Below are 20,292 nucleotides of genomic sequence, written 5' to 3' on the forward strand. Positions count from 1 at the left end.
GCCCTCAGCGTCCCGTCCAGCGCGGCTCCCGCCCGGCGGACCAAGCCGCGTAGAACTCCTTGTGGTCCTTCGCCGTCATCAGCAACGCCTGCGTGATCGCCTCCAGCTCGATCGCGCTGCCCAGGTCCATGTCCAGCTCGCGGGTCAGCAGCACCTTCGTCGTCGCGTATGCCAACGCCGGGCCGTCCGCCAACCGGCGGGCCAAGGCCGCAGCCGCGGCGGGCAGATCCGCGTCCGGGACCACCTGCGAAGCCAACCCGATCTCCGAAGCCCGCGAAGCCGTGACCTTGTCGCCCAGCATCAACAGCTCCGTCGCGCGACCCAAGCCGACGAGCCGCGGCAACAGGTACGCCGATCCCATGTCCGCCCCGGCCAAGCCCACCTTGGTGAACAGGAACGCGAACTTCGCCGACTCCGCCAGCAGCCGGAAGTCGCTCGCCAGTGCGATCACCGAGCCCGCGCCCGCCGCCACGCCGTTGACCGCCGCGATCACCGGGATCGGGCACTCGCGCAGGGCCTTCACCACCGCGCCCGTCATGCGGGTGAACTCCAGCAGCTCCGCCGTCTCGAACTTCTGCAGCTCGCCGATGATCTCCTCGACGTCGCCACCCGAGCAGAACCCGCGGCCTTCGCCGGTGATCACCAGTACCCGGACGTCCTCGTGCTGCGGCAGCTCGATGACCAGGTCACGGAGATCCGCGTACACCTCGAACGTCAGCGCGTTGAGCTTCGAAGGCCGCGTGAACGTCAGCGTGGCCACGCCGTCGGCCACGGTGAAGCCGAAGTGCTCCCACTCGCGGGTCAGCGGGGCGGTGGCGCGGAACGGGCTCATGACTGGATTCCTCCGCCGTCGAGTACGAGGGTCTGGCCGTTGATCGCGGCGGCTTCGGGAGCCGCCAGGAAGGACACCGCGAACGCCACCTCGGCCGGCTCCAGCAGCCGGCCGAGCGGGGACGCCGCCGCCAGTGCCGCTTCCGCGTCCGCCGTGGACCGTCCCGACCGCGAGACGATCCGCTCCACCGAGGTGGCCGTCATGTCGGTGCGGACGAACGCCGGGCACACCGCGTTCGCCGTGACGCCGGTGCCGGCCAGCTCCGCCGCCACCGCGCGCATGAACCCGACCGCCGCGTGCTTCGACGCCGTGTACCCGGCCGTGTAGCGGTAGCCGACGTGCGAAGCCGTCGACGCCACCGTGACGATCCGCCCGCGGTCACGCGCCCGCATCCCGTCCAGCACCGCACGCGTGCAGAGGAACGCACCGGTCGCGTTCACCTCGAACTGCGCACGCCAATCGTCGAGCGACGTCCGGGAAACCGGGGCGCTGGACGAGATGCCGGCGTTGTTGACCAGCACGTCGACCGGCCCCACCGAGGCGAAGTACTCGGCGACGGCTTCCTCGGAGGTGACGTCGCAGTCCGCGCGGCCCGGCGCCAGCACGGTGTCACCGGCGGAGCGGAACCGGTCCGCGATCGCCGCGCCGATGCCGCGCGTGCCGCCGGTGACCACCACCAGGCGGCTCACGGGCGGGCCGCCAGCGTGCGCCGGTCGAGCTTCCCGTTGGCCGTGCGGGGGAGTTCCGCCATGAAGACCACCTCGCGGGGGTACTTGTGCTTGGCCAGGTGGGCTTTCGCGTGCTCCTTCAGCTCGTCGGCGGAGACCGCGGACCCGGGCCGCAGCACGACGTACGCGCGCGGCACGACCAGGCCGCCGGTCTCGTGGCCGACCACCGCGCAGTCCACCACGGCGGCGTGGCCGAGCAGGCAGTCCTCGATTTCGCCGGGCGCGACGAAGACGCCGCCGACCTTGAGCAGCGCGTCGGCGCGGCCGTGGTGGCGGAAGTACCCGTCGGGGGAACGGCTGAACAGGTCGCCCGAGGTCAGCGTGTCGCCGTCGAACGTCGCCGCCGACTTCGCCGGGTCACCGAAGTACTCCAGTGCGATCGTCGGCCCGGTCACCCGCAGCGGCCCGATCTCCCCGTCCGGCAGCGGGTTCCCGAGCTCGTCGACGACCTCGGCGGTGTAGCCCGGAACGGGCGTGCCGAGCGTGCCCACGCGGGCGGCGCCGGGCCGGTTCGACAGGTAGATGTGGTACGCCTCGGACGAGCCGATCCCGTCCACCACCGGCACGCCGAAGGCCGCGTCCCACTTCCGGTGCAGCTCCGGCGGCAGCGCCTCGCCCGCCGAGGTCGTCATCCGCAGGCAGCTCAGGTCCTGCTCGGCAGCGGCCGGGTGGGCGACCATCGCGCTCATCATCGTCGGCACGTTGACCAGCACGGTCGGCCGGTGGCGAGCGATCAGCTCGAACATCAGGTCCGCCGTGCTGCGCTCCGGAAAAGCGATCCCGGCCGCGCCGACGCCGAACGGGAACAGCGCCACCAGGTCGCGCGCGTAGCCGAAGAACAGCTTGGGCACGGCCAGCACCCGGTCGTCCTCCCGCAGGCCGAGCACCTCGACGGCGTACCGCTCGAAGCTCTCCTTCGGGCTGCGCAGCGGGTGCACGCACGCCTTGGGCGCGCCCGTGCTGCCGGTGGTGAACTTCCAGATCCCGATGTCGTCCACAGTGGTCGGTGCGGCTTCCAGAACCTCCGGGGCGGCGTCGACCAGCGTCCGGAATGGACGTTCACCCGGCAGCAGCTCGGCTTCGGGCACGCCGGTGACGAGCAACCCGGTGGCGCCCGCCTGTCGTAGAGCCGGCAGCGTGACGTCGTCCGCGAGCACCGCGACGGCCTCGGTGTAACCGAGGTAGTAGGCGTAGTCCTTCGGCTGCAGGAACGGGTAGACCTCGGCGGTGACCGCGCCGATCTTCTGGGCGCCGTACCAGGCCGCGACGAACTCCTCGCCGTCGCTCAGCGCCAGCAGCACCCGCTGTCCTCTTCGGACACCGGCGTCCAGCAGGACGTTCCCGGCGCGGTTCGCCAGCGCGGCGAGCGACGCGTAGCTGATCGAACGGTCCCCGGCGTACAGCGCGGTCCGGTCACCCCGCCCCGAAGCCACGTGCCGGTCGAGGAAGTGCGTGGCGAGGTTGAACGGCTCACTCACGGGCCAGCTCCCGGATCGCTTCCACGAGCAGGTCGGTCAACGTCGAGAACGTCTCTTCGCCTTCGGCCGCGGTCGCCTCCGCGGGCTTGCCGCAGTACGCCTCGGTCATCCCCATCTCCCGGAAGCCCCCGTCTTCCGGAGCGGCGGCCAGGCTGACCGGCACGTGCGGCAGCGTCCGCATCAGTGCCTGGTCGACCAGCTCGGGCCGGTCGGCCAGCACCAGCGACGTCTCGTACCGCCCGGCGTGGCACTCGCCGGAGCGGAACTCTTCGGTCAGTCGCTGCGCGTGCCGCCGCCGGACCAGGTCGAGCAGGGCGACGCGGCCGTCGTAGGCGAAGTTCAGCGTCTCCACCGCGCGCCGCAGCGTCACCAGGTGTGCGGGCTCGAAGTGGTTGTTGACCAGCAGGATCCGCCGGAACCGCTGGCCGATGAGCGACGCGCCGATGTCGACGAGCAGCGAGTGCAGCGTCTCCTCGCCGATGTGGATGCCGCCGGCGAACCCGGCCGCGAACCGCGTCACGCCGTAGTGCACCTCGGGCAGGACCAGGACGTGGACCTCGTCGTCGGCGGCCAAGCGGGAAGCCGCGCGCTCGCACATCCCGCGCGAGATGAGCGGGTCTGTCCCCAGTGGCGCGTGCGGCCCGTGCGGCTCGATCGCACCCAGCGGGAGCAGCAGCACCGGCACGCGTGAGCCGTCCGCGAGGGCGGCGACCTGCCGTGAGCTGAGGTCCGCGAAGTACGTCACGCAAATCAAGCTACACCGCAGCGGCCTGGGGTGTATAGAGTTGCGCCCATGCCCGGAGACGCCTTCGAAACCAGCCCTCAGGAGCTGGTCGTGACGTTGCTGGGCAGCTACGTGCACCCGCGCGAGACCCGCCGGGTGTGGTCGGGCGGCCTGGTCGCGGTGCTGGCCGAGCTGGGCTTCTCCGACGGCGCCGCCCGGATCGCGCTCACCCGCCTGGTGCGCCGCGGCCTGCTGCAGCGCCACCGCGAAGGCCGGACCGTGCACTACTCGCTGACCAAGCGCACGGTCGCCCTGCTCGCCGACGGCGACCAGCGGATCTTCTCCCTCGGCCGCCGCGAGCGGGCCGCCGGCGAGTGGACCGTGCTGTGGCAGAGCATCCCGGAGAGCCGCCGCCAGGCCAGGGAACGCCTGGTCCGGCGGCTGCGGTTCCTCGGGTTCGGGCCCTACTCCGACGGCACCTGGATCGCCCCGCACGACCGCGAGGCCGAGGTCGTCGCCCTGCTCGGCGAGCTCGACGTCACCGAGCACGCCGGGCTGCTGCTCGGCAGGCCGTCGGCCGCGCTGGACGTCCGCCGGTTCGCCGGCCGGGCCTGGGACCTCGACGACCTGGCCGCGCGGTACGCCGCGTTCGTCGGCCAGTTCGGCGGGTACGCCGGCCGCGAGCCGCCGGACGCCGAGGCGTTCGAGGTGCGCACCCGGCTGGTGCACACCTTCCGGATGTTCCCGTCGCTCGACCCGGAACTGCCCGCCGAGCTGGTGCCCGCACCGGACCGCCGGGCGGCGGCGGTCGAGCTGTTCCACGATCTGTACACCGCGCTCGCACGACCCGCTCAGCGCCATTTCGACGAGGTGACCCAGGGATGACCGAACCCAGCCCAGCGACCAAGGAAGCCCTCAGCTACACCTCGTACCTCGGGCTGGACGAGGTGCTGAACGCGCAGCGCCTGCGCTCCGACGAGCACGACGAGCTGCTGTTCATCGTCATCCACCAGGTGTACGAGCTGTGGTTCAAGCAGATCCTGCACGAAGCCGCCTTCCTCCGGGCGAACCTGGAGAAGGGCAACACCGCGCACTCGATCCGGACGCTGCGCCGGATCCTGACCATCCTCAAGGTCGCGGTCGCGCAGATCGACGTGCTGGAAACGATGACGCCCAGCCAGTTCACCAGTTTCCGCGCCCGTTTGGACGCTTCGAGCGGCTTCCAGTCGGCCCAGTTCCGCGAGCTGGAGGCGGTGCTCGGACGCCGTGACGAGCGCGTGTTCGCGCACTACCCCGAGGGTGGCGAGCAGCGGAAACGCATTGCCGAAGCGATGGCGCGACCGTCGGTGTTCGACTCTTTTCTCGCGTATCTCAAGGTTTCTGGCTACGCGGTCGAGTGTGACCGAGACGTCACTCGACCGGTGGAGCCGTCCCCGGCCCTGCAGGCGATATTGCTGGACGTGTACAGCGACGACGGGGGACCCTCGGTCGTCGCGGAGTGTCTGGTCGATCTCGACGAAGGGATGCAGGAGTGGCGCTACCGGCACGTGAAGATGGTCGAACGCACCATCGGCGACAAGACCGGGACAGGAGGATCATCCGGCGCGACCTACCTGCGTACCACGCTTTTCCAGCCGATGTTCCCGGATCTCTGGGCCGTACGGAGCCGACTGTGACCACTTTGGACGATCTGCGCGCGGACGCCAACAGCCTCGCCGCGCACTACACCCGGTTCGCGGTGGCCGACCGCCTCCTGCTCTCCGGGCACTCGCACCAGGCCTGGCCGAACGTCGCCGAGGAGGGGCTCCTCGAGTCCTTCGCGGACGCCGCCCGCGACGTCGACGGCAAGTGGGAGCGCGCCTTCGCCAAGGCGGACGAGCTGCGCGCGGGCTTCCGCCTGCTGCTCGGCGACCCGCACGGCGAGTACGCGCTCGGCGCGAGCACGCACGACCTCGTGCTGCGCTTCCTCTCGGCGATGGAGCTGCCGCGAAGGCCGCGCCTGGTCACCACCGACGGCGAGTTCCACACCCTGCGCCGCCAGCTCGCCCGCCTCGAAGAGGAGGGCGTGGAGGTCGTGCGCGTCCCGCTCGAGCCGGTGACGACCCTGGCCGAGCGCGTCGCCGGCGAGGTCGACGGCAACACCGCCGCCGTGCTGGTGTCCGCGGTGCTGTTCGAGACGTCTCGGCTGGTACCGGGCCTCGCGCACCTGGCCGACGTCTGCCGCGGCCGCTCGATCGAGCTCGTCGTCGACGCCTACCACGCGCTCGGCGTCGTGCCGTTCGCGCTGCACGACCTGGGGCTCACCAACGCCTGGGTGCTCGGCGGCGGCTACAAGTACCTGCAGCTGGGCGAGGGCAACTGCTTCCTGCGGCTGCCCGCGCACGCCCAGGAGCTGCGGCCGGTGATCACCGGCTGGTACGCCGAGTTCGGCGCCCTGGCCGACGAGCGCCACCCCGGCCAGGTGGCCTACGCCATCGGCGGCGACCGGTTCGCCGGTGCCACCTACGACCCGGCCAGCCACTACCGCGGCGTCCGGGTCCAGCGGTTCTTCGCCGAGCAGGGCCTGACCCCGGAGTTCCTGCGCGAGGTGTCCCAGCACCAGGTGGGCCTGCTGGCGTCGGTGTTCGACAAGCTCGGGTTGCCCCAGGACGTCGTCACCCGCGACCGCGAGACGCCGCTCGGGATGCTCGGCGGGTTCCTCTCGCTGCGCTGCGCCGACGCCGCCGGGCTTCAGGCGGCGCTGGCCGCGCACGGCGTCCGCACCGACAGCCGGGGTCCCCACCTGCGCTTCGGCCCGGCGCCGTACCTCTCCGACACCCAGCTGGAGACGGCGATGGGCACGCTCGGCACGGTCGTCCGGGGCTGATCCAGGGGCCCCTACTTCCGGATTACCGGTCCGTATCGCGGGACCTCCACTGGTCCGGCGGACGAAGGGGATCTAGGTTGGTGCCGGGACCCGGCACAGCGGCGGACGACCTCCGCCCGGCGCCGGTTCCCGGCCACCCCGAAGCGCGTTCCGGCCACGAAACCGGGGCGCGGATGACAAAGGAGTCACCACCGTGACCGAAGGAGTGTTCGCCCGGGGCACCGGGCACGAACAGGTCGTGTACTGCCACGACCAGGCCAGTGGCCTCAAGGCCATCATCGGCATCTACTCCACCGCGCTCGGCCCCGCACTGGGCGGGACGCGCTTCCACCCGTACGCCACCGAATCCGCCGCGCTCGACGACGTGCTCGCGTTGTCGAAGGGCATGGCGTACAAGAACGCGCTGGCCGGGCTGGACCTCGGCGGCGGCAAGGCCGTCATCATCGGCGATCCGAGGACGCTCAAGTCCGAAGCGCTGCTGCGCGCGTACGGGCGCTTCGTGCAGTCCCTGGGTGGCCGCTACATCACGGCGTGCGACGTGGGCACGTACGTGCAGGACATGGACGTGGTGGCCCGCGAGTGCCGCTACGTCACCGGCCGCTCGCCCGAGGACGGCGGGGCGGGCGACTCGTCGGTGCTCACCGCGTTCGGCGTGTTCCAGGGCATGCGGGCCTCGGCCGAGCACGTCTGGGGCAGCCCGGACCTGGCGGGCAAGCGCGTCGGCGTCGCGGGGGTCGGCAAGGTCGGCCACATCCTCGTCGGGCACCTCGTGGAGGCGGGGGCACAGGTGACGATCACCGACGTCTACGCGCCGGCCATCGCGCGCACGCTGGAGATCTACCCGACCGTTTCCGTGGCGTCCGATGTGGACACCCTGCTGCGGACCGAGCTCGACGTCTTCGCGCCGTGTGCGCTGGGCGGCGTCCTGAACGACGAAACGGTGCCGGTGCTGGGCGCCCGCATCGTCTGCGGCGCGGCGAACAACCAGCTCGCGCACGCGGGCATCGACAAGCAGCTGGCCGACCGCGGCGTCCTGTACGCCCCGGACTACCTGGTCAACGCCGGTGGCGTCATCCAGGTCGACGACGAGCGCCACGGGTTCGACTTCGAGCGCGCCAAGCGCAAGACGACGGCCATCTTCGACACGACGAAGGCGGTGTTCGCCCTGGCCGAAACCGACGGCGTCCCCCCGGCGACGGCGGCCGACCGCCTGGCCGAGCGCCGGATGGCGGAAGTCGGCCGGCTGCGGTCCATCCTGACGGTGTGAGCCTTCCGGGCATCTTCGAAGCGGCGGGCGTGCGGGGTTTCCTGCACGCCCGCCGTCTCGGTTCTTCGGACGAGCTGGGCCTGGACGCGGACGCGCCGGTGGTGCCGGCGTCGGTGGTGAAGGTGCCGCTGGCGTACGAATTCGCCCGCCAGGTCGCGGCGGGGTTGCTGGACCCTGCGGACCGGGTCCACGCGTCGGCGGCGGACCGCCTGGGCGGCACGGGTTCGGCGGGCTTCGCGGACGACGCGTCCTACAGCCTGCGCGACGCGGCGCTGCTGGCGCTGACGGTGTCGGACAACACGGCCGCGGACCTGCTGTTCGACCGCGTGGGAGTGGAGAACGTCCGGTCGTTGCTGGCCGAGCTGGGGCTGACGCGGACTTCGGTGGTGGGAGCACCGCGGGACATCCTGCGCACGATCATCGAGGACACCGAGGCCGGGAGGCCGTTGCGCGCGCTGGATCCGTTGCGGACGTCGTCGACGACGGCCCGTGAGATGACGGCGTTGCTGTCGTCGCTTTGGGCCGACGACATGGGTGCGCCGGTGCGCGAGTGGATGTCGGCGCAGGTGAGCTGGCACCGGTTGGCGGCGGGTTTCCCGCCGGAGGTGGCGGTGGCGGGGAAGACGGGCACGATGCCGGGGATCCGCAACGAAATCGGGGTGGTGAGGTATCCGGACGGGGCCGAGTACGCGGTGGCGGTGTTCACGGTGGGCGGATCGGAGACGTTGCGGCGGCCGGACATCGACCAGGCGATCGGTGCGGCAGCGCGGGCGGCGGTGGATCAGCTGCGCGCGTAGGCGGGGTGCGGCGGCCGGGCCTGCCGTGCGGGGCGGTCGATCAGCTGCGTTCGTAGAACACGTCCCACGGCCGCGGCTCCTGCGGCGGCGGGACCAGGCGCGAGATGCCGTCGTCCCCGAGGACCGTGGCCGCGATGCGGGCGAGCGTTGCCGCCTGGGGGTGCGGGCTGGTCGCCGGCCAGGCGAAGGCCATCCGGGTCCGCAACACCTCGCCCTCGATCGGCCGCCACACCACCCGGGGTTCCTTGCGGGCCGCGGGCTCGAACGCCACGCCGTGACCGGCCAGGACCAGGCCGAGCACGAACTCGGGGTTGCGGGCGTGCCGGATCGCGGCCGGGCGGAAGCCGTGGTCCCAGCAGGTGCGCAGCAGGGCGTCGTAACTCCCCGGCGCGGCCGCGCGCGGCGCGTGCACCAGGCCTTCTCCGGCCAGATCGGCGAGGGCGAGCCCGGCGCGGCGGGCCAGCGGCGAGTCGCGGGGGAGCACCACGCCGAGCGGGGTGTCGACGACCGGGCCGAGCTCGAGCCCGACCACGTCCACCGGCAGCTGCAGGAGTCCCGCGTCCAGTGACCGGTCCGCCAGCAGCCGGGCCTGCTCGGCGGTGGTGAGCTCCTGCAGGTCCAGCCGCACGGCCGGGCACTCGTCGGCGAACTTCGTCAGTATCGCGGCCAGCAGGCGGCCCGGCAGGTCCGGTGGCACACCCGCGCGCAAGCCGTCCAGCTCGCCGCGGCCGGCCCGGCCGACGAGCGCCGTCATCCGGTCCCACCGGGCGAGCAGATCGCGCGCTTCGGCCCGCAGCACTTCGCCGGCTTCGGTGAGCGTGACGCGGCGACCGCGCTCGAACAGCATCGCGCCCAGCTCGGCTTCGAGCCGTTTGATCCGCTGGCTCAACGGCGGCTGCGCGATGCCGAGCCGTTCGGCGGCCCGTCCGAAGTGGAGTTCTTCGGCGACGACGAGGAAGTACCGCAGCGAACGAAGCTGGTCCACGCAGCAACGATAGCCGTTCGCATATGGTCTCGGTGTCCGGGCGATCTTGGACAACGCCCGGTGCTCCGTGGTCGGGTGTCGGCCATGGAGACAGGAATCAGCAGGCGCGGGCTGTTCGGCGCCGGCGCGGCGGCCGCGGCGATCCTCGCGGGCGCACCGGGCTTGGCGAAGGCGGCTTCCGGGATGACGTTGCGCTGGTGGGGGAACAACGGCTGGGAGATCCGCATCGGCGCCAAGACGATCCTCATCGACCCGTGGCTGACCCGGTTCAAGACCGGGACGTACACCTCAGCGGGCGCGGACCCCCGCACTCCGTTGTCCGTGAACAAGGCCCTGATCGACGGCTACCTCGACCGCGGTTACCTCCACGCGGACCACATCCTGGTGACGCACGGCCACTACGACCACCTGACGGACGTGCCCTACCTGGCCGAACGCACCGGAGCCACGGTGATCGGCACTGAGACCCATTTGAGTCTCATGGCGGCGCTGGGCGCCCCGGAGGACCAGCTGTCGATCGCCACGGGCGGCGAGGACCTGACGTTCGACGGCTACGCGATCCGGGTGCTGCGGTCCCTGCATTCGGCAACGGGCCCCCGGGCCAGGGTCGCGTTCCCGGGCACGCGGTCACTGTCACGCCGGGACCGGCCGAGGGTGATTTCGGACCTGCTGGAGGGCGGAACGCTGGCGTACGCCGTGTCGGGTGGCGGCGCGAGCGTGCTGGACTTCGGGGGCGCGAACTACATCGAGTCCGAGCTGGCGGGCTTGCGGCCGGACGTGGTGCTGCTCCCGCCGGGCGGGGCGAAGGTGACGGACTACGTGCCGAGGCTCCTGCGGGTCCTCGGGAACCCGCGGTGCGTGGCGGCGACGCATTGGGACGACTTCGACCTGCCGTTGGGCCGGGCTCACGACCCGAACGGCGGGTTGGAGGTCCTGCGGAAGGCCGTCGCGGCGGCGAGCCCGGGGAGTGAGTTCGTGGTGCTGGACCACCTCGGCGAGTTCACGCCCTGAAAACGGTGAAGGCCACCTCGAGCGACCTCGAGGTGGCCTTCACCGGCTGCGTCTCAGCCGCTCTTGCGGCGGAACTGGCGCTTGTTCGCCGCGGGCCCGTGGGCGTGCTGGTTCTTGCCGCCGCCGTTCTCGTGGGATGCGCCGCTGCGGGCGTGGGCCTGCTTGCGCTCCAGTGCCTCGCGGAACTTGCGCTTGACGTCGTCCTCCTCGCCGCTGGGCGACGGGTTCGGTTCACTCATGCTACCTCCGGAAAACGACGAAAAACGACGACGTGTGACCGCTCCAGCCTGGCACCACTCCCAGCGCTTGGCGAGCCGATTTCCGTCACCCCTTCAGCGTTTGGGCGACGGCACCCCGCCGAACTGCACCGACTTGCGCGTCAGGGGGCGGCCGCAGTGGTCGCACAGCAGGATCGGCTGCAGCCGGTTGCCGCACTCCACGTGGTGGAGCGTGATGTCCGGGTCCTGGCCCGTCACCTCGAACCCGCGGGACCACTCCGCGATGAACGCCAGCGCCGGGAAGAACGCCAGGCCCTTCGCCGTCAGGCGGTAGTCGCGCGCGTCCGTGCGGGTGGCCGCCGTTCCCGTCCGCAGCACGCCCACCTCGACCAGCTTGCTCAGCCGGGCCGACAGCACGCTCGGCCCGATGCCCAGCTCGCGCTCGAACTCCGAGAAGTGCCGGCAGCCGAGCAGCGCCGAGACCAGCAGGCCGGTCGACCACCGGTCGCCGAGCAGCTCCATCGTGTCCGGGAAGAACATCATCGGGTCGCCGGCCAGTGACTCCGCGTCCTTGCGGCGGAAGCGCTTGGACGCCGTCGCCGCCGCCACCCCCGTGCTGTCCAGGCGCGAAGCCCGCACGTCACGCGCGTCGACTCGGCGGCCGCAGGCGGCGCAGCCGAGGGGCGCTGATGTAGCCAGCTCGCAGTCGAGGTGGATCAGCGTCGGCAGCACCTCGCGGCGGCCTTCGACCCACTCGCGCTCCCACGCCCAGATGGAGATCAGCAGCGGCCACAGCTCGAGGCCGCGTTCGGTGAGCCGGTACTCGTGCCGGGTGCGGCGGGCGTCCCGGTACGGCACCCGGGTCAGCATGCCCGCCTCCACCATGTCCCGCAGCCGCCCGGACAGCGCCGTCGGCGAAATGCCCAGGCGGAGCCGCAGCTCTTCGTACCGCCGGAACCGCAGGAACAGGCTCTGCAGGATGAGCAGCGTCCACTGGTCGCCGACCAGCTCGAGCGCCCGGCGGAGCGGGTCGCCCGCCGGCCGGATGCGCTGTGCAGTCGCCTCGACCACGTCTTTCCCCCTTGTTACTCGCCCCTGAGGGTAGCACCTGACTACACCAAAAGAAGCCTATTGACAGCTGGGTACACAAATCATAGTCTCGTCCTCATCAGCCCGCCGCATTGAGGTCCCACAGCCAGGGAGCAGCCCGATGACCAGCACTTCCGAACAGCCGCTGATGGTGGCCCGTGCGGCGGACGCGGACGAGGCCAACCCCTACCTGCTCGGCGTCTACGCCCCGGTCGGAGAAGAGATCGACGCCGAAGACCTGCAGGTCATCGGCGAGATCCCGAAGGACCTCAACGGCGTCTACCTGCGCAACGGCCCGAACCCGCGGTTCGCCCCGGAGGGCCGCTACCACTGGTTCGACGGCGACGGCATGATCCACGCGGTCCACCTGGAGAACGGCAAGGCCCGCTACCGCAACCGCTGGGTCCGCACGAAGGCGTTCGAGGCCGAGTCCGCCGCCGGCAAGGCGCTCTGGACCGGCGTCATGGAGCACCCGAAGGGCAACCCCTTCGGCAACTCGCACGGCCTCGGCCTGAAGGACAACGCCAACACCGACGTCATCTTCCACCGCGGCCGCGTCCTCGCCACCTGGTACCTGTGCGGCTCGCCGTACGCGGTCGACCCGCTCTCGCTGGAGACCCTCGGCGCCGACGACTTCCTCGGCACGCTGGCCGGCGACATGATGGCCCACCCGAAGGTCGACGAGACCACCGGCGAGCTGTTCTGGTTCGACTACGGCCCCCGGCCGCCGTACCTGCGCTACGGCGTGATCAGTGCGGACGGCCGGGTCGTCAAGACCACCGACGTCGAGCTGCCCGGCCCGCGCCTGCCGCACGACATGGCCATCACCGAGCACTACGCGGTGCTGATGGACCTGCCGCTGGTCCAGGACCTGGCGGCGGTGCGGCAAGGCCGCCACAAGCTGCACTTCGACCGCTCGCTGCCGAGCCGCTTCGGCGTCCTGCCACGCTACGGAGACGGTAGCCAGGTCCGGTGGTTCGAAGCGAGCCCGTGCTACATCTACCACGTCGTGAACGCGTGGGAAGAGGGCGACGAAGTCATCCTCGACGTCTGCCGCGTGCAGCGCCCGCAGCCGCGCGCCGACGCGCACACGCCGCTCGCGAAGATGCTGTCCTACCTGCGGCTCGACGCCCAGCTGCACCGCTACCGCTTCGACCTGCGGACCGGCGCGTGCCACGAGGCGCCGCTCGACGACGACAACACCGAGTTTCCGACCGTCGACGCCCGCGGCGTCGGGCGGCGGAACCGGTACTCCTACACCGTGCACATCTCGCCCGAGTCGACGCTGAAGTTCGACGGGCTGGTGCGCCGCGACAATCTTGCCGGCACGAAGACCGAATACCGGTTCGGTCCCGGCCGGTGGGGCAGCGAGGCTCCGTTCGCACCCCGCGAAGGAGCACCCGTCGACTCGGCGGACGGGTACCTGGTGACGTTCGTGCAGGACGAGCGTGAGGGACGCTCGGAACTGGACATCTTCGACGCCGCCGATCTCGCTGCCGGACCCGTGGCCAGGGTCCTGCTCCCCCAGCGTGTCCCGCTCGGTTTTCACGCGACCTGGGTCCGGGCGGACCAGCTGGAAAACCTCCGTTCATGAGATGCCATCGAGAGGGTCGCGCCCGGGACTTCCGGGCGTGGGGATGGTGGAGTGCGGAGACGATCGACCAGCTCGTCAAGGAGCGGGTCAGTGCCGCCCCGGAGGGTCTCGCGCTGGTCGATCCACCGAACACCACCGCACTGGTCGGACGCGACCCGGTGCGGTGGACCTGGAACCGGCTCGACGAACGCGTCGACGTCCTGGCCGCGTTCCTGCTCGCCAGAGGGGTGCGAGCAGGGGACGTCGTGGCCGTGCAGCTGCCGAACTGCTCGGCCCTGGTCCAGGCCTTTCTCGCGATCGTGCGGATCGGCGCGATCGTCACCCCGTTCCCGGTGTCCTACCGGGAGCACGAACTCGGTCCGATGTGCCGGCGCACCGGGGCCGTCGGGGTGGTGACCGCTTCCAGATACGGCGAGCACGAGCTCGCCGGGGCGGCCCTTGGGCTCATCGGCGCTGCGGCGCCGTCGGTCCGGTTCGTCGTCGCCTCGGGGGACGACGAACCGGCCGGCGCCCTGGCCTGGCCCGAAGCGGCCCTGTCCGAAGCGGACAAGTCTACTTTGGACGCGCAACTGCCCGAAGCCGACGTGAACGACTGCGTCACCATCTGCTGGACGTCCGGCACCGAAGCCGAGCCGAAGGCCGTACCGCGCTGCCACGGGGACTGGCTGGCGACGGCCGCCGGCTGCGTCCAGGCCGCCGGGATCACCCGGGACGACGTCCTGCTCTCGCCGTTCCCGATGACGAACATGGCAGGCATCGGCGGGATGTTCCTGCCCTGGCTGCTGACCGGCGCCGTGTTCGTCCCGCACCACCCGTTCGACCTGCCGGTGTTCCTCGGGCAGCTCGCGGCCGAACGCGTGACCTACACGCTCGCGCCACCGGCATTGCTGACCATGCTGCTGCACAACGAGAAGATCCTGTCCGGAGTGGACATTTCGGCGCTGCGGAAGATCGGGTCCGGCTCGGCCCCGCTGTCGCCGTGGCTCGTGCGCACCTGGGCGGAGCGGTACGGCATCGACATCATCAACTTCTTCGGCTCCAACGAAGGCACCGCACTGCTGTCCGGCCCGGCCGACATCCCGGACCCGGACCAGCGCGCGAGCTACTTCCCCCACTACGCCGCCGACGTCACCTGGTCGACGCCCGTCGCCGGCTGGACGTCGGTGCGGCTGCACGACCCGGTCACCGGCGAGCACGTGACCGAGCCCGGGCGCCGCGGCGAACTGCACATCGCCGGGCCGACGGTGTTCGCCGGCTACCTGACCTCGGTGGGCGAACCGCTCGACACGTCGCCGTTCGACGAGAACGGCCACTTCCGCACCGGCGACGTCTTCGAGGTCGCCGGCGAGCGCGGGGAGTTCCTGAAGTTCGTCGACCGGACGAAGGACCTGGTGATCCGCGGCGGCATGAACATCTCGCCCGCCGAGGTCGAGGGCCTGCTGGCCGGGCACCCGGACGTCGCCGACGTCGGCGTGGTCGGCGTGCCCGACGACGTCATGGGGGAGCGGGTGTGCGCGGTCGTCGTGCCGGGCGCGCGCAAGCCGACCCTCGACGAGCTGGTCGCGTACCTGCGCGAGCGGAAGGTGGCCGCGTTCAAGCTGCCGGAGCGGCTCGAGTACGCCGACGCCTTGCCCCGCAACCCGGTGGGGAAGATCCTGAAGCGGCAGCTGCGGCAGAGCTTGGGGTGAGGCCATGACGGTGTTCGTGCTGGGCGGGGCGCAGACCGACTTCGCGCGCAACTTCACCAAGGAAGGGCGCGGGCTCCTCGAGCTGTTCGCCGAGGTCGTGCCCGCGGCCCTCGCGGACGCTCGCGTGAGCGCCGAAGACGTCGAAGTCGCGCACGTCGGGAACCTCGCGGCGGAACTGTTCACCGGCCAGGCCCAGCTCGGCGGGCTGCTGGTGGCGGCCGTCCCGGAGCTGGACGGCGTGCCGTCGGCCCGGCACGAAGCCGCGTGCGCGTCCGGCAGCACCGCCGTCCTCGCCGCCTGCGCGGACCTCGAAGCCGGCCGCTACGACCTGGCGCTGGTCGTCGGGGTCGAGCTGATGCGCAACGTCGACGGGCAGCGCGCGGCCGAGCACCTCGGATCCGCCGCGTGGGCCGGGCACGAAGCCGTCGCCGCGAAGTTCCCGTGGCCCGCGCTGTTCGCGGACGTCGCTTCCGCGTACGACGCGCGCTACGGCCTCGACCCCGACCACCTCGGGCAGTTCGCGGCGCACGCCTTCGCCCGCGCGGCGCTGAACCCGCTGGCCCAGGCCCGCGACTGGCGGTTCCCGGCCGGCTCGTTCGGCCTCGACGACGAGCTCAACCCCGTCATCGAAGGCCGCCTGCGCAAGCAGGACTGCGGCCGCATCACCGACGGCGCCGCCGCGGTCCTGCTGGCCTCGCCCGCGTTCGCCGAACGGCTCGGCGGCGGGTTCCCGCGCATCGCGGGCTTCGGGCACCGGACGTCCCACATCGGGCTGGCCGAGAAGATCGCCGCCGACGGCGAGTACCTGTTCCCGCACCTGCGCGGCGCCGTCACCGACGCCTACCGGCGCGCGGGCGTGCCCGGGTCTGACGCGCTCGACGTCGTCGAACTGCACGACTGCTTCACCATCACCGGCCTGGTCGCGCTGGAACACCTCGGCGCGGCCCCGCCCGGCGACGGCGGCCGGTTCGTCGCCGATGGCGGCCTCGACGCGGCCGGGATCAACCCGGGCGGCGGCCTGATCGGCCTCGGCCACCCGGTCGGCGCGACCGGCGTCCGGATGCTGCGCGACGCGGCGAGGCAGGTCTCCGGCACGGCGGGCGAGACGCAGGTCGAGGGCGCGCGGACGGCGCTGACGCTCAACGTCGGCGGGTCGTTCACCACGGTGGTCACGATGGTGGTCACCGCGTGAAGCTCTCGGTGTCGCTGGGGCTCTGGCAGGACCGGCCGCCGGAGGAGGCCCTGGAAGCGGCCCGCGCGGCCGAGGCCACGGGCTACCCGGAGCTGTGGATCGGCGAGATGGCGACGTGGGACGCCTTCGCGCTCGGCACGGCGATCGGCGCGGCCACCTCGCGGATCTCCCTGACGTTCGGGCCGTTGGCGGTGACGGTACGGGACCCGGCCACGATCGCCATGGGCGTCGCCTCGGTGGCGGCGCTGACCGGCCGCGCGACGGGTGTCGCGCTCGGGACGTCCAGCGAAGTCGTCGTGTGCGGCTGGCACGGCCGGTCGCGCTCGCGCGCGGCCACGGCGCTGGCGGAGTCCGCCCAGGCGGTCCGGCAGCTGCTGGCGGGTGAGAAGTCCGGTGTGGACGGTCAGGTGGTGGGCTCGCGGGGCTACCGGCTGCGGCTGCCCGCGCCGAAGTCGCCGTTGACGATCGCGGCGTTCGGGCCGCGCGCGCTCGCCGTCGCGGCGCGGTTCGCCGACCGCATGGTGGTCAACCTGGTCAGCCCGGCCGCCGCGGCGACGCTGGTGCGCGGGCTGCGGGAAGCCGCTTCGGGCGCGGGGACCACGCCACCGCCGGTGGCCGCGTGGGTGGTGGCCGCCGCCGACCCGGGGCCAGCCGAGCTGGAGCAGCTCCGTCGGGGCGTGGTCGGCTACCTGGCCGCACCGGGCTACGCGGACATGTTCCGCGCGGCGGGCTTCGGCGAGCTGGTCGACTTCGCGCGGACCCGGCCGCATCCGCGTTCGCTGCTGGCGGCGGTGCCGCCGGAGGCCGTCGCCGCGGTCGGGCTGGTGGGTTCGCCCGCCGAGATCGCGGCGAAGATCGGCGAGTACGCGGCGGCCGGGGTCGACGAGCTGGTGATCGTGCCCGCGAGCGGCGACGAGGATCCGGGCGGCGAGAAAACTCTCGTGGCGTGTCGATCCGCCGCCGGCTCGTTCGACGCGTAGGCATGACTGAAGCCAGCGCAACGAAGAACCTCGACCGGTCCGGCCTCGCGGCGCTGCCGTGGAGCAGGGCGCGCGACCTCCTCGCCACCCAGACCCCCAAGGAGGACCTGACCTTCTTCGTGGGGACCGTCCGCCCCGACGGCCGTCCGCACGCCGCCGGGGTCGGGGCCATCTGGGTCGACGACGCCCTGTACTTCGTCAGCGGGCCGGGCACCCGCCGGGCCCGCAACCTGGCGGCGAACCCGGCGTGCACCGTCTCGGTGCGGCTGCGCGGCCTCGACCTCACGCTGGAAGGCGAGGCCCGCCGGGTCGCCGACCCCTCGACGCTGGAGCGGGTGGCGGCCGTCTACCGCGAGGGCGGCTGGCCCGCGACCGTGCAGGACGAGGGCTTCACCGCGCCGTTCATGGCGGCGAGCGCCGGACCGGCGCCCTGGCACCTGTACCGGTTCACCCAGGACCGGGCCATCGGCGTCGCCACCGCCGAGCCGCACGGCGCCACCCGCTGGGACTTCACCCGCTGACCGCCGCGGCGACCAGGCCGCCGATGGCCACCATGCCGTCGGCGTTCGGGTGCAGCGGGGCCGCCACCGACGTCGGGATCAGGCTCTCGAACCACTTCACGCCGGGCAGCTTGCAGACGTCGTGCCCGATCGAGGCCGTCCGGACGTCGACGTAGTGCGCGTCGTGCGCGGCGGCCTGGCGGGCGAGGGCGGCGTTGGTCTTGTCGATGCTGCCCTGGATGTAGTTCGCGTCGCGGCGGGTCAGCGGCGCGACCGGCCAGCAGCCGTTGTGCGGCAGGTAGGTGCCGTAACCGGCCACGTAGACGTCGGCGTTCGGCGCCTTCGCGTGGATCGCGTCCAGCAGCGCGCCCCACACCGGCTCGAACGCGGCGATCTTCTCGGCCAGCTGGTCGTGGCCGCCCGCCGTGTACCGGTCGACGCAGTCGGGGACGACACCGGGGAGCAGGTTGATGCAACTCGTCGCGGCACCGACCAGGCCGACGTCGTTGCCGCCGATCGTCACGGACACCGTGCGGGTCTGCTCGCCCAGCGCGTCCAGCTGCGGCGGCACCGCGCCGGCCGACGTCTGCTGCGGGGCCGTCATGTCCGCCGTCGTCGCACCGGAGCACGTGACGTCCTTCAGCGGCACGCCGAGCTGTTTCGCGGCGACGTGCGGGTAGTCGAGCAGGGACCGGATGCAGCCGGGGGAGGAGAGGTCCCACGGCAGGATGAGCGGCCCGGCCGCCGCGGAATCGCCCAGCGCCACGTACTCCCCGGCGGTGTCCGCGGCCGCCGTGCCCGCTGTCGCGCCCAGCGCGGTGACCAGGATCGCGATGAACGCCGTTGTTCTCACTCGCACGGTGTCCTCCTTGACACTGTTGGTCTCCGTGACACCATCGGCACGGGGCGTCACCGGATTGACTGGGAATCCGGGCAGAGAACGAGGGGATCGGTTGTGACCGAGCACAAGTGCGGCGGGGACCTCACCCTCGGCGGGCAGCGCGTGCACGAGCGGCTCACCCGGGAGGAGCCCGAACTGATCGCCCGGGTGCTCGCGCGCATCCAGGCCGAGGTCGCCGACTACCGGCGGCTGCCGGTGGAGGAGCTGGCCGGCGACATCGCGGGGATCACCCGGCAGGCGGTGCGGGCGTTCGCGCGGAGCCTGCGCGAGGACCGCGAGCTCAACGCGGCCGAGCTGCGGCAGGTCGGCGCGTCGGCGGTCCGGCGGGCGGAGGAGGGCTTCCCGCTGGAAGCCGTGCTGACGGCGTACCACGTCGGCGCGCGGGAGATCTTCGCCGTCGGCTCGGCTGCTTCGGGCAGCGGGGACGTCGCCGATCTGCTCGAAGTCGCGGACCGGGTGCTGGCGTTCGTCGGCACGGTGACGGGCGCGGTGACGCGCGGGTACCTGGAGGAGCTGCGCACGAAGGTCGGGCAGGAGCACACGGCCCGCCGGACGCTGCTCTCGGTGCTCGTCGACGGCGGCCCGGTCGACCTCGTCGCCCGCAGCGCCGGGATCACGCTGCCGGCGCGGTACGTCGTGCTGAGCGTCGAGCTCGGGCCGCACGCGGACGAGGGGTCACCGGGGGTGGACGCGGAGATCGCGGTCCGCCGCAAGCTCCGCCGGTTCCTGGCGGCGTTCGAGCACGCCTGCGGCGACGGCGTGCTGGCGTCCCTGGACGGCTCCGGCGGGCTCGTCCTGCTCCCGGCGGCGGGCCGGCTCCCCGACTGGCACGCGGTGCTCGACGCGGCAGGCCGCGCGGCGGGGGTGACCGTGCTGGCGGCGGCGGAGACGGCGGCGCCCGCGGAGGTCCGGGAGGTGGCGGCGCAGACGGGCGAGGTCCTGGACGTGCTGCGCTGGTTCGGCCGCGCCCCGGGGCTGTACCGCCTCGACGACGTCCTGGTGGAGTACCAGCTGACCCGCCCGGGAGCGGCCCGCGACCGCCTCGCGGCGGCCCTCGACCCGCTGGAGGCGCACCCGGAGCTGGCCGAGACGCTGGCCGCGTACCTGGAGCTGGACACGAACCGCCGCCGCACGGCGGCGGTGCTCCACGTCCACCCCAACACGGTCGACTACCGCCTCCGCCGCATCCGCGACCTGACGGGCATCGACCCCCTCCACCCGGCCGGCCTGCCCCGCATCATCGCCGCCTCGGCGGCCCGCCGCGCCGCCCACCCCTGACGTGTCGTCCCCCCAATCACACGAGATGCCCCTCGGATCACGCGAGATACGCGTCCAATCACGCCAGCCGACCCTCCAGGTACGCCAGCCGACCGTTCCGGTACGCGAGCCGACCCCCCGAGCACGCGAGTCGACCGTTCAAGCACGCGAGTCGACCCTCCGAT

At 72.3% G+C, this 20,292-nt stretch carries 20 protein-coding genes; 12 read left to right on the plus strand and 8 right to left on the minus strand.

Annotated features, from left to right (window positions below; all coding sequences use genetic code 11):
• Positions 1-4 precede the first annotated feature (4 nt).
• The 4 genes from ABZX11_RS32405 to ABZX11_RS32420 are packed head-to-tail and all read right to left on the minus strand — an operon-like array spanning position 5 to position 3,783.
• Positions 5-832: an enoyl-CoA hydratase family protein gene (locus ABZX11_RS32405; RefSeq protein ID WP_354920129.1), complete on the minus strand. Its 828-nt coding sequence runs from the start codon at positions 830-832 to the stop codon at positions 5-7.
• Complete coding sequence (locus ABZX11_RS32410) at positions 829-1,521, minus strand: SDR family oxidoreductase (protein ID WP_176175645.1); 693 nt, start codon at positions 1,519-1,521, stop codon at positions 829-831. The genes ABZX11_RS32405 and ABZX11_RS32410 overlap by 4 nt, the downstream gene beginning before the upstream one ends.
• Positions 1,518-3,038, minus strand: coding sequence for a benzoate-CoA ligase family protein (locus ABZX11_RS32415; protein WP_354920132.1), 1,521 nt, complete (start codon positions 3,036-3,038; stop codon positions 1,518-1,520). Before ABZX11_RS32415 ends, ABZX11_RS32410 begins: the two co-directional genes overlap by 4 nt.
• Positions 3,031-3,783, minus strand: coding sequence for a creatininase family protein (locus ABZX11_RS32420; RefSeq protein ID WP_354920135.1), 753 nt, complete (start codon positions 3,781-3,783; stop codon positions 3,031-3,033). Before ABZX11_RS32420 ends, ABZX11_RS32415 begins: the two co-directional genes overlap by 8 nt.
• 48 nt (positions 3,784-3,831) lie before the next feature.
• On the opposite strand from ABZX11_RS32420, the gene ABZX11_RS32425 reads away from it, so the two are divergent.
• The 5 genes from ABZX11_RS32425 (at position 3,832) to ABZX11_RS32445 (ending at position 8,692) form a co-directional block, all read left to right on the plus strand.
• Positions 3,832-4,647: a PaaX family transcriptional regulator C-terminal domain-containing protein gene (locus ABZX11_RS32425; protein ID WP_176175648.1), complete on the plus strand. Its 816-nt coding sequence runs from the start codon at positions 3,832-3,834 to the stop codon at positions 4,645-4,647.
• Complete coding sequence (locus ABZX11_RS32430) at positions 4,644-5,438, plus strand: tryptophan 2,3-dioxygenase family protein (protein ID WP_354920138.1); 795 nt, start codon at positions 4,644-4,646, stop codon at positions 5,436-5,438. Before ABZX11_RS32425 ends, ABZX11_RS32430 begins: the two co-directional genes overlap by 4 nt.
• Positions 5,435-6,628: a kynureninase gene (locus ABZX11_RS32435; RefSeq protein WP_354920141.1), complete on the plus strand. Its 1,194-nt coding sequence runs from the start codon at positions 5,435-5,437 to the stop codon at positions 6,626-6,628. Before ABZX11_RS32430 ends, ABZX11_RS32435 begins: the two co-directional genes overlap by 4 nt.
• A gap of 193 nt (positions 6,629-6,821) precedes the next feature.
• Positions 6,822-7,895 carry a Glu/Leu/Phe/Val dehydrogenase dimerization domain-containing protein gene (locus ABZX11_RS32440; RefSeq protein ID WP_354920144.1) on the plus strand — a complete coding sequence of 358 codons (1,074 nt, stop codon included), beginning with the start codon at positions 6,822-6,824 and terminating at the stop codon, positions 7,893-7,895.
• Positions 7,892-8,692: a serine hydrolase gene (locus ABZX11_RS32445; protein WP_354920147.1), complete on the plus strand. Its 801-nt coding sequence runs from the start codon at positions 7,892-7,894 to the stop codon at positions 8,690-8,692. The genes ABZX11_RS32440 and ABZX11_RS32445 overlap by 4 nt, the downstream gene beginning before the upstream one ends.
• Positions 8,693-8,732: 40 nt before the next feature.
• Here ABZX11_RS32445 and ABZX11_RS32450 read toward each other — a convergent pair whose 3' ends face one another.
• Positions 8,733-9,677: a LysR substrate-binding domain-containing protein gene (locus tag ABZX11_RS32450; protein WP_354920150.1), complete on the minus strand. Its 945-nt coding sequence runs from the start codon at positions 9,675-9,677 to the stop codon at positions 8,733-8,735.
• An 84-nt stretch (positions 9,678-9,761) separates the two neighbouring features.
• On the opposite strand from ABZX11_RS32450, the gene ABZX11_RS32455 reads away from it, so the two are divergent.
• Positions 9,762-10,688 carry an MBL fold metallo-hydrolase gene (locus tag ABZX11_RS32455; protein WP_354920153.1) on the plus strand — a complete coding sequence of 309 codons (927 nt, stop codon included), beginning with the start codon at positions 9,762-9,764 and terminating at the stop codon, positions 10,686-10,688.
• Between the two features lie 53 nt (positions 10,689-10,741).
• Here the strand turns inward: ABZX11_RS32455 and ABZX11_RS32460 are convergent, their stop codons facing one another.
• On the minus strand, positions 10,742-10,927 hold the full coding sequence (locus ABZX11_RS32460; protein WP_176175655.1) for a DUF5302 domain-containing protein: 186 nt from the start codon (positions 10,925-10,927) through the stop codon (positions 10,742-10,744).
• 93 nt (positions 10,928-11,020) lie between these two features.
• Positions 11,021-11,977, minus strand: coding sequence for a winged helix-turn-helix transcriptional regulator (locus ABZX11_RS32465; RefSeq protein WP_354920157.1), 957 nt, complete (start codon positions 11,975-11,977; stop codon positions 11,021-11,023).
• Between the two features lie 139 nt (positions 11,978-12,116).
• On the opposite strand from ABZX11_RS32465, the gene ABZX11_RS32470 reads away from it, so the two are divergent.
• From ABZX11_RS32470 to ABZX11_RS32490, 5 genes are read left to right on the plus strand one after another with little or no spacing between them, the layout of a single operon-like run.
• Positions 12,117-13,589: a carotenoid oxygenase family protein gene (locus ABZX11_RS32470; protein WP_354920160.1), complete on the plus strand. Its 1,473-nt coding sequence runs from the start codon at positions 12,117-12,119 to the stop codon at positions 13,587-13,589.
• Entirely contained in the window at positions 13,586-15,277 is a 1,692-nt protein-coding gene (locus tag ABZX11_RS32475) for a class I adenylate-forming enzyme family protein (RefSeq protein WP_354920163.1), read from the plus strand. Before ABZX11_RS32470 ends, ABZX11_RS32475 begins: the two co-directional genes overlap by 4 nt.
• A gap of 4 nt (positions 15,278-15,281) precedes the next feature.
• On the plus strand, positions 15,282-16,469 hold the full coding sequence (locus ABZX11_RS32480; RefSeq protein ID WP_354920166.1) for an acetyl-CoA acetyltransferase: 1,188 nt from the start codon (positions 15,282-15,284) through the stop codon (positions 16,467-16,469).
• Positions 16,466-17,449, plus strand: a complete 984-nt coding sequence (locus tag ABZX11_RS32485; RefSeq protein WP_354920169.1) for an LLM class F420-dependent oxidoreductase — start codon at positions 16,466-16,468, stop codon at positions 17,447-17,449. Before ABZX11_RS32480 ends, ABZX11_RS32485 begins: the two co-directional genes overlap by 4 nt.
• 2 nt (positions 17,450-17,451) lie before the next feature.
• On the plus strand, positions 17,452-17,970 hold the full coding sequence (locus ABZX11_RS32490) for a pyridoxamine 5'-phosphate oxidase family protein (RefSeq protein ID WP_354920172.1): 519 nt from the start codon (positions 17,452-17,454) through the stop codon (positions 17,968-17,970).
• Here ABZX11_RS32490 and ABZX11_RS32495 read toward each other — a convergent pair.
• Positions 17,960-18,802 (minus strand): SGNH/GDSL hydrolase family protein, encoded by an 843-nt coding sequence (locus ABZX11_RS32495; RefSeq protein ID WP_176178246.1) that lies wholly within the window; start codon positions 18,800-18,802, stop codon positions 17,960-17,962. The genes ABZX11_RS32490 and ABZX11_RS32495 overlap by 11 nt on opposite strands.
• A 102-nt stretch (positions 18,803-18,904) precedes the next feature.
• Between ABZX11_RS32495 and ABZX11_RS32500 the strand changes: the two genes are divergently transcribed.
• Entirely contained in the window at positions 18,905-20,128 is a 1,224-nt protein-coding gene (locus ABZX11_RS32500; RefSeq protein ID WP_354920175.1) for a helix-turn-helix domain-containing protein, read from the plus strand.
• The last annotated feature ends 164 nt before the right edge of the window (positions 20,129-20,292 follow it).

This window comes from Amycolatopsis sp. NPDC004169, assembly GCF_040610315.1.
Lineage (GTDB): Bacteria > Actinomycetota > Actinomycetes > Mycobacteriales > Pseudonocardiaceae > Amycolatopsis.

Excerpts from the sequence above, each read along its gene's own strand:
- ABZX11_RS32425 (WP_176175648.1), top strand. The coding sequence starts at position 3,832 with ATGCCCGGAGACGCCTTCGAAACCAGCCCTCAGGAGCTGGTCGTGACG.
- ABZX11_RS32470 (WP_354920160.1), top strand. The coding sequence starts at position 12,117 with ATGACCAGCACTTCCGAACAGCCGCTGATGGTGGCCCGTGCGGCGGAC.
- ABZX11_RS32475 (WP_354920163.1), top strand. The coding sequence starts at position 13,586 with ATGAGATGCCATCGAGAGGGTCGCGCCCGGGACTTCCGGGCGTGGGGA.
- ABZX11_RS32480 (WP_354920166.1), top strand. The coding sequence starts at position 15,282 with ATGACGGTGTTCGTGCTGGGCGGGGCGCAGACCGACTTCGCGCGCAAC.
- ABZX11_RS32455 (WP_354920153.1), top strand. The coding sequence starts at position 9,762 with ATGGAGACAGGAATCAGCAGGCGCGGGCTGTTCGGCGCCGGCGCGGCG.
- ABZX11_RS32460 (WP_176175655.1), bottom strand. The coding sequence starts at position 10,927 with ATGAGTGAACCGAACCCGTCGCCCAGCGGCGAGGAGGACGACGTCAAG.
- ABZX11_RS32405 (WP_354920129.1), bottom strand. The coding sequence starts at position 832 with ATGAGCCCGTTCCGCGCCACCGCCCCGCTGACCCGCGAGTGGGAGCAC.
- ABZX11_RS32430 (WP_354920138.1), top strand. The coding sequence starts at position 4,644 with ATGACCGAACCCAGCCCAGCGACCAAGGAAGCCCTCAGCTACACCTCG.
- ABZX11_RS32490 (WP_354920172.1), top strand. The coding sequence starts at position 17,452 with ATGACTGAAGCCAGCGCAACGAAGAACCTCGACCGGTCCGGCCTCGCG.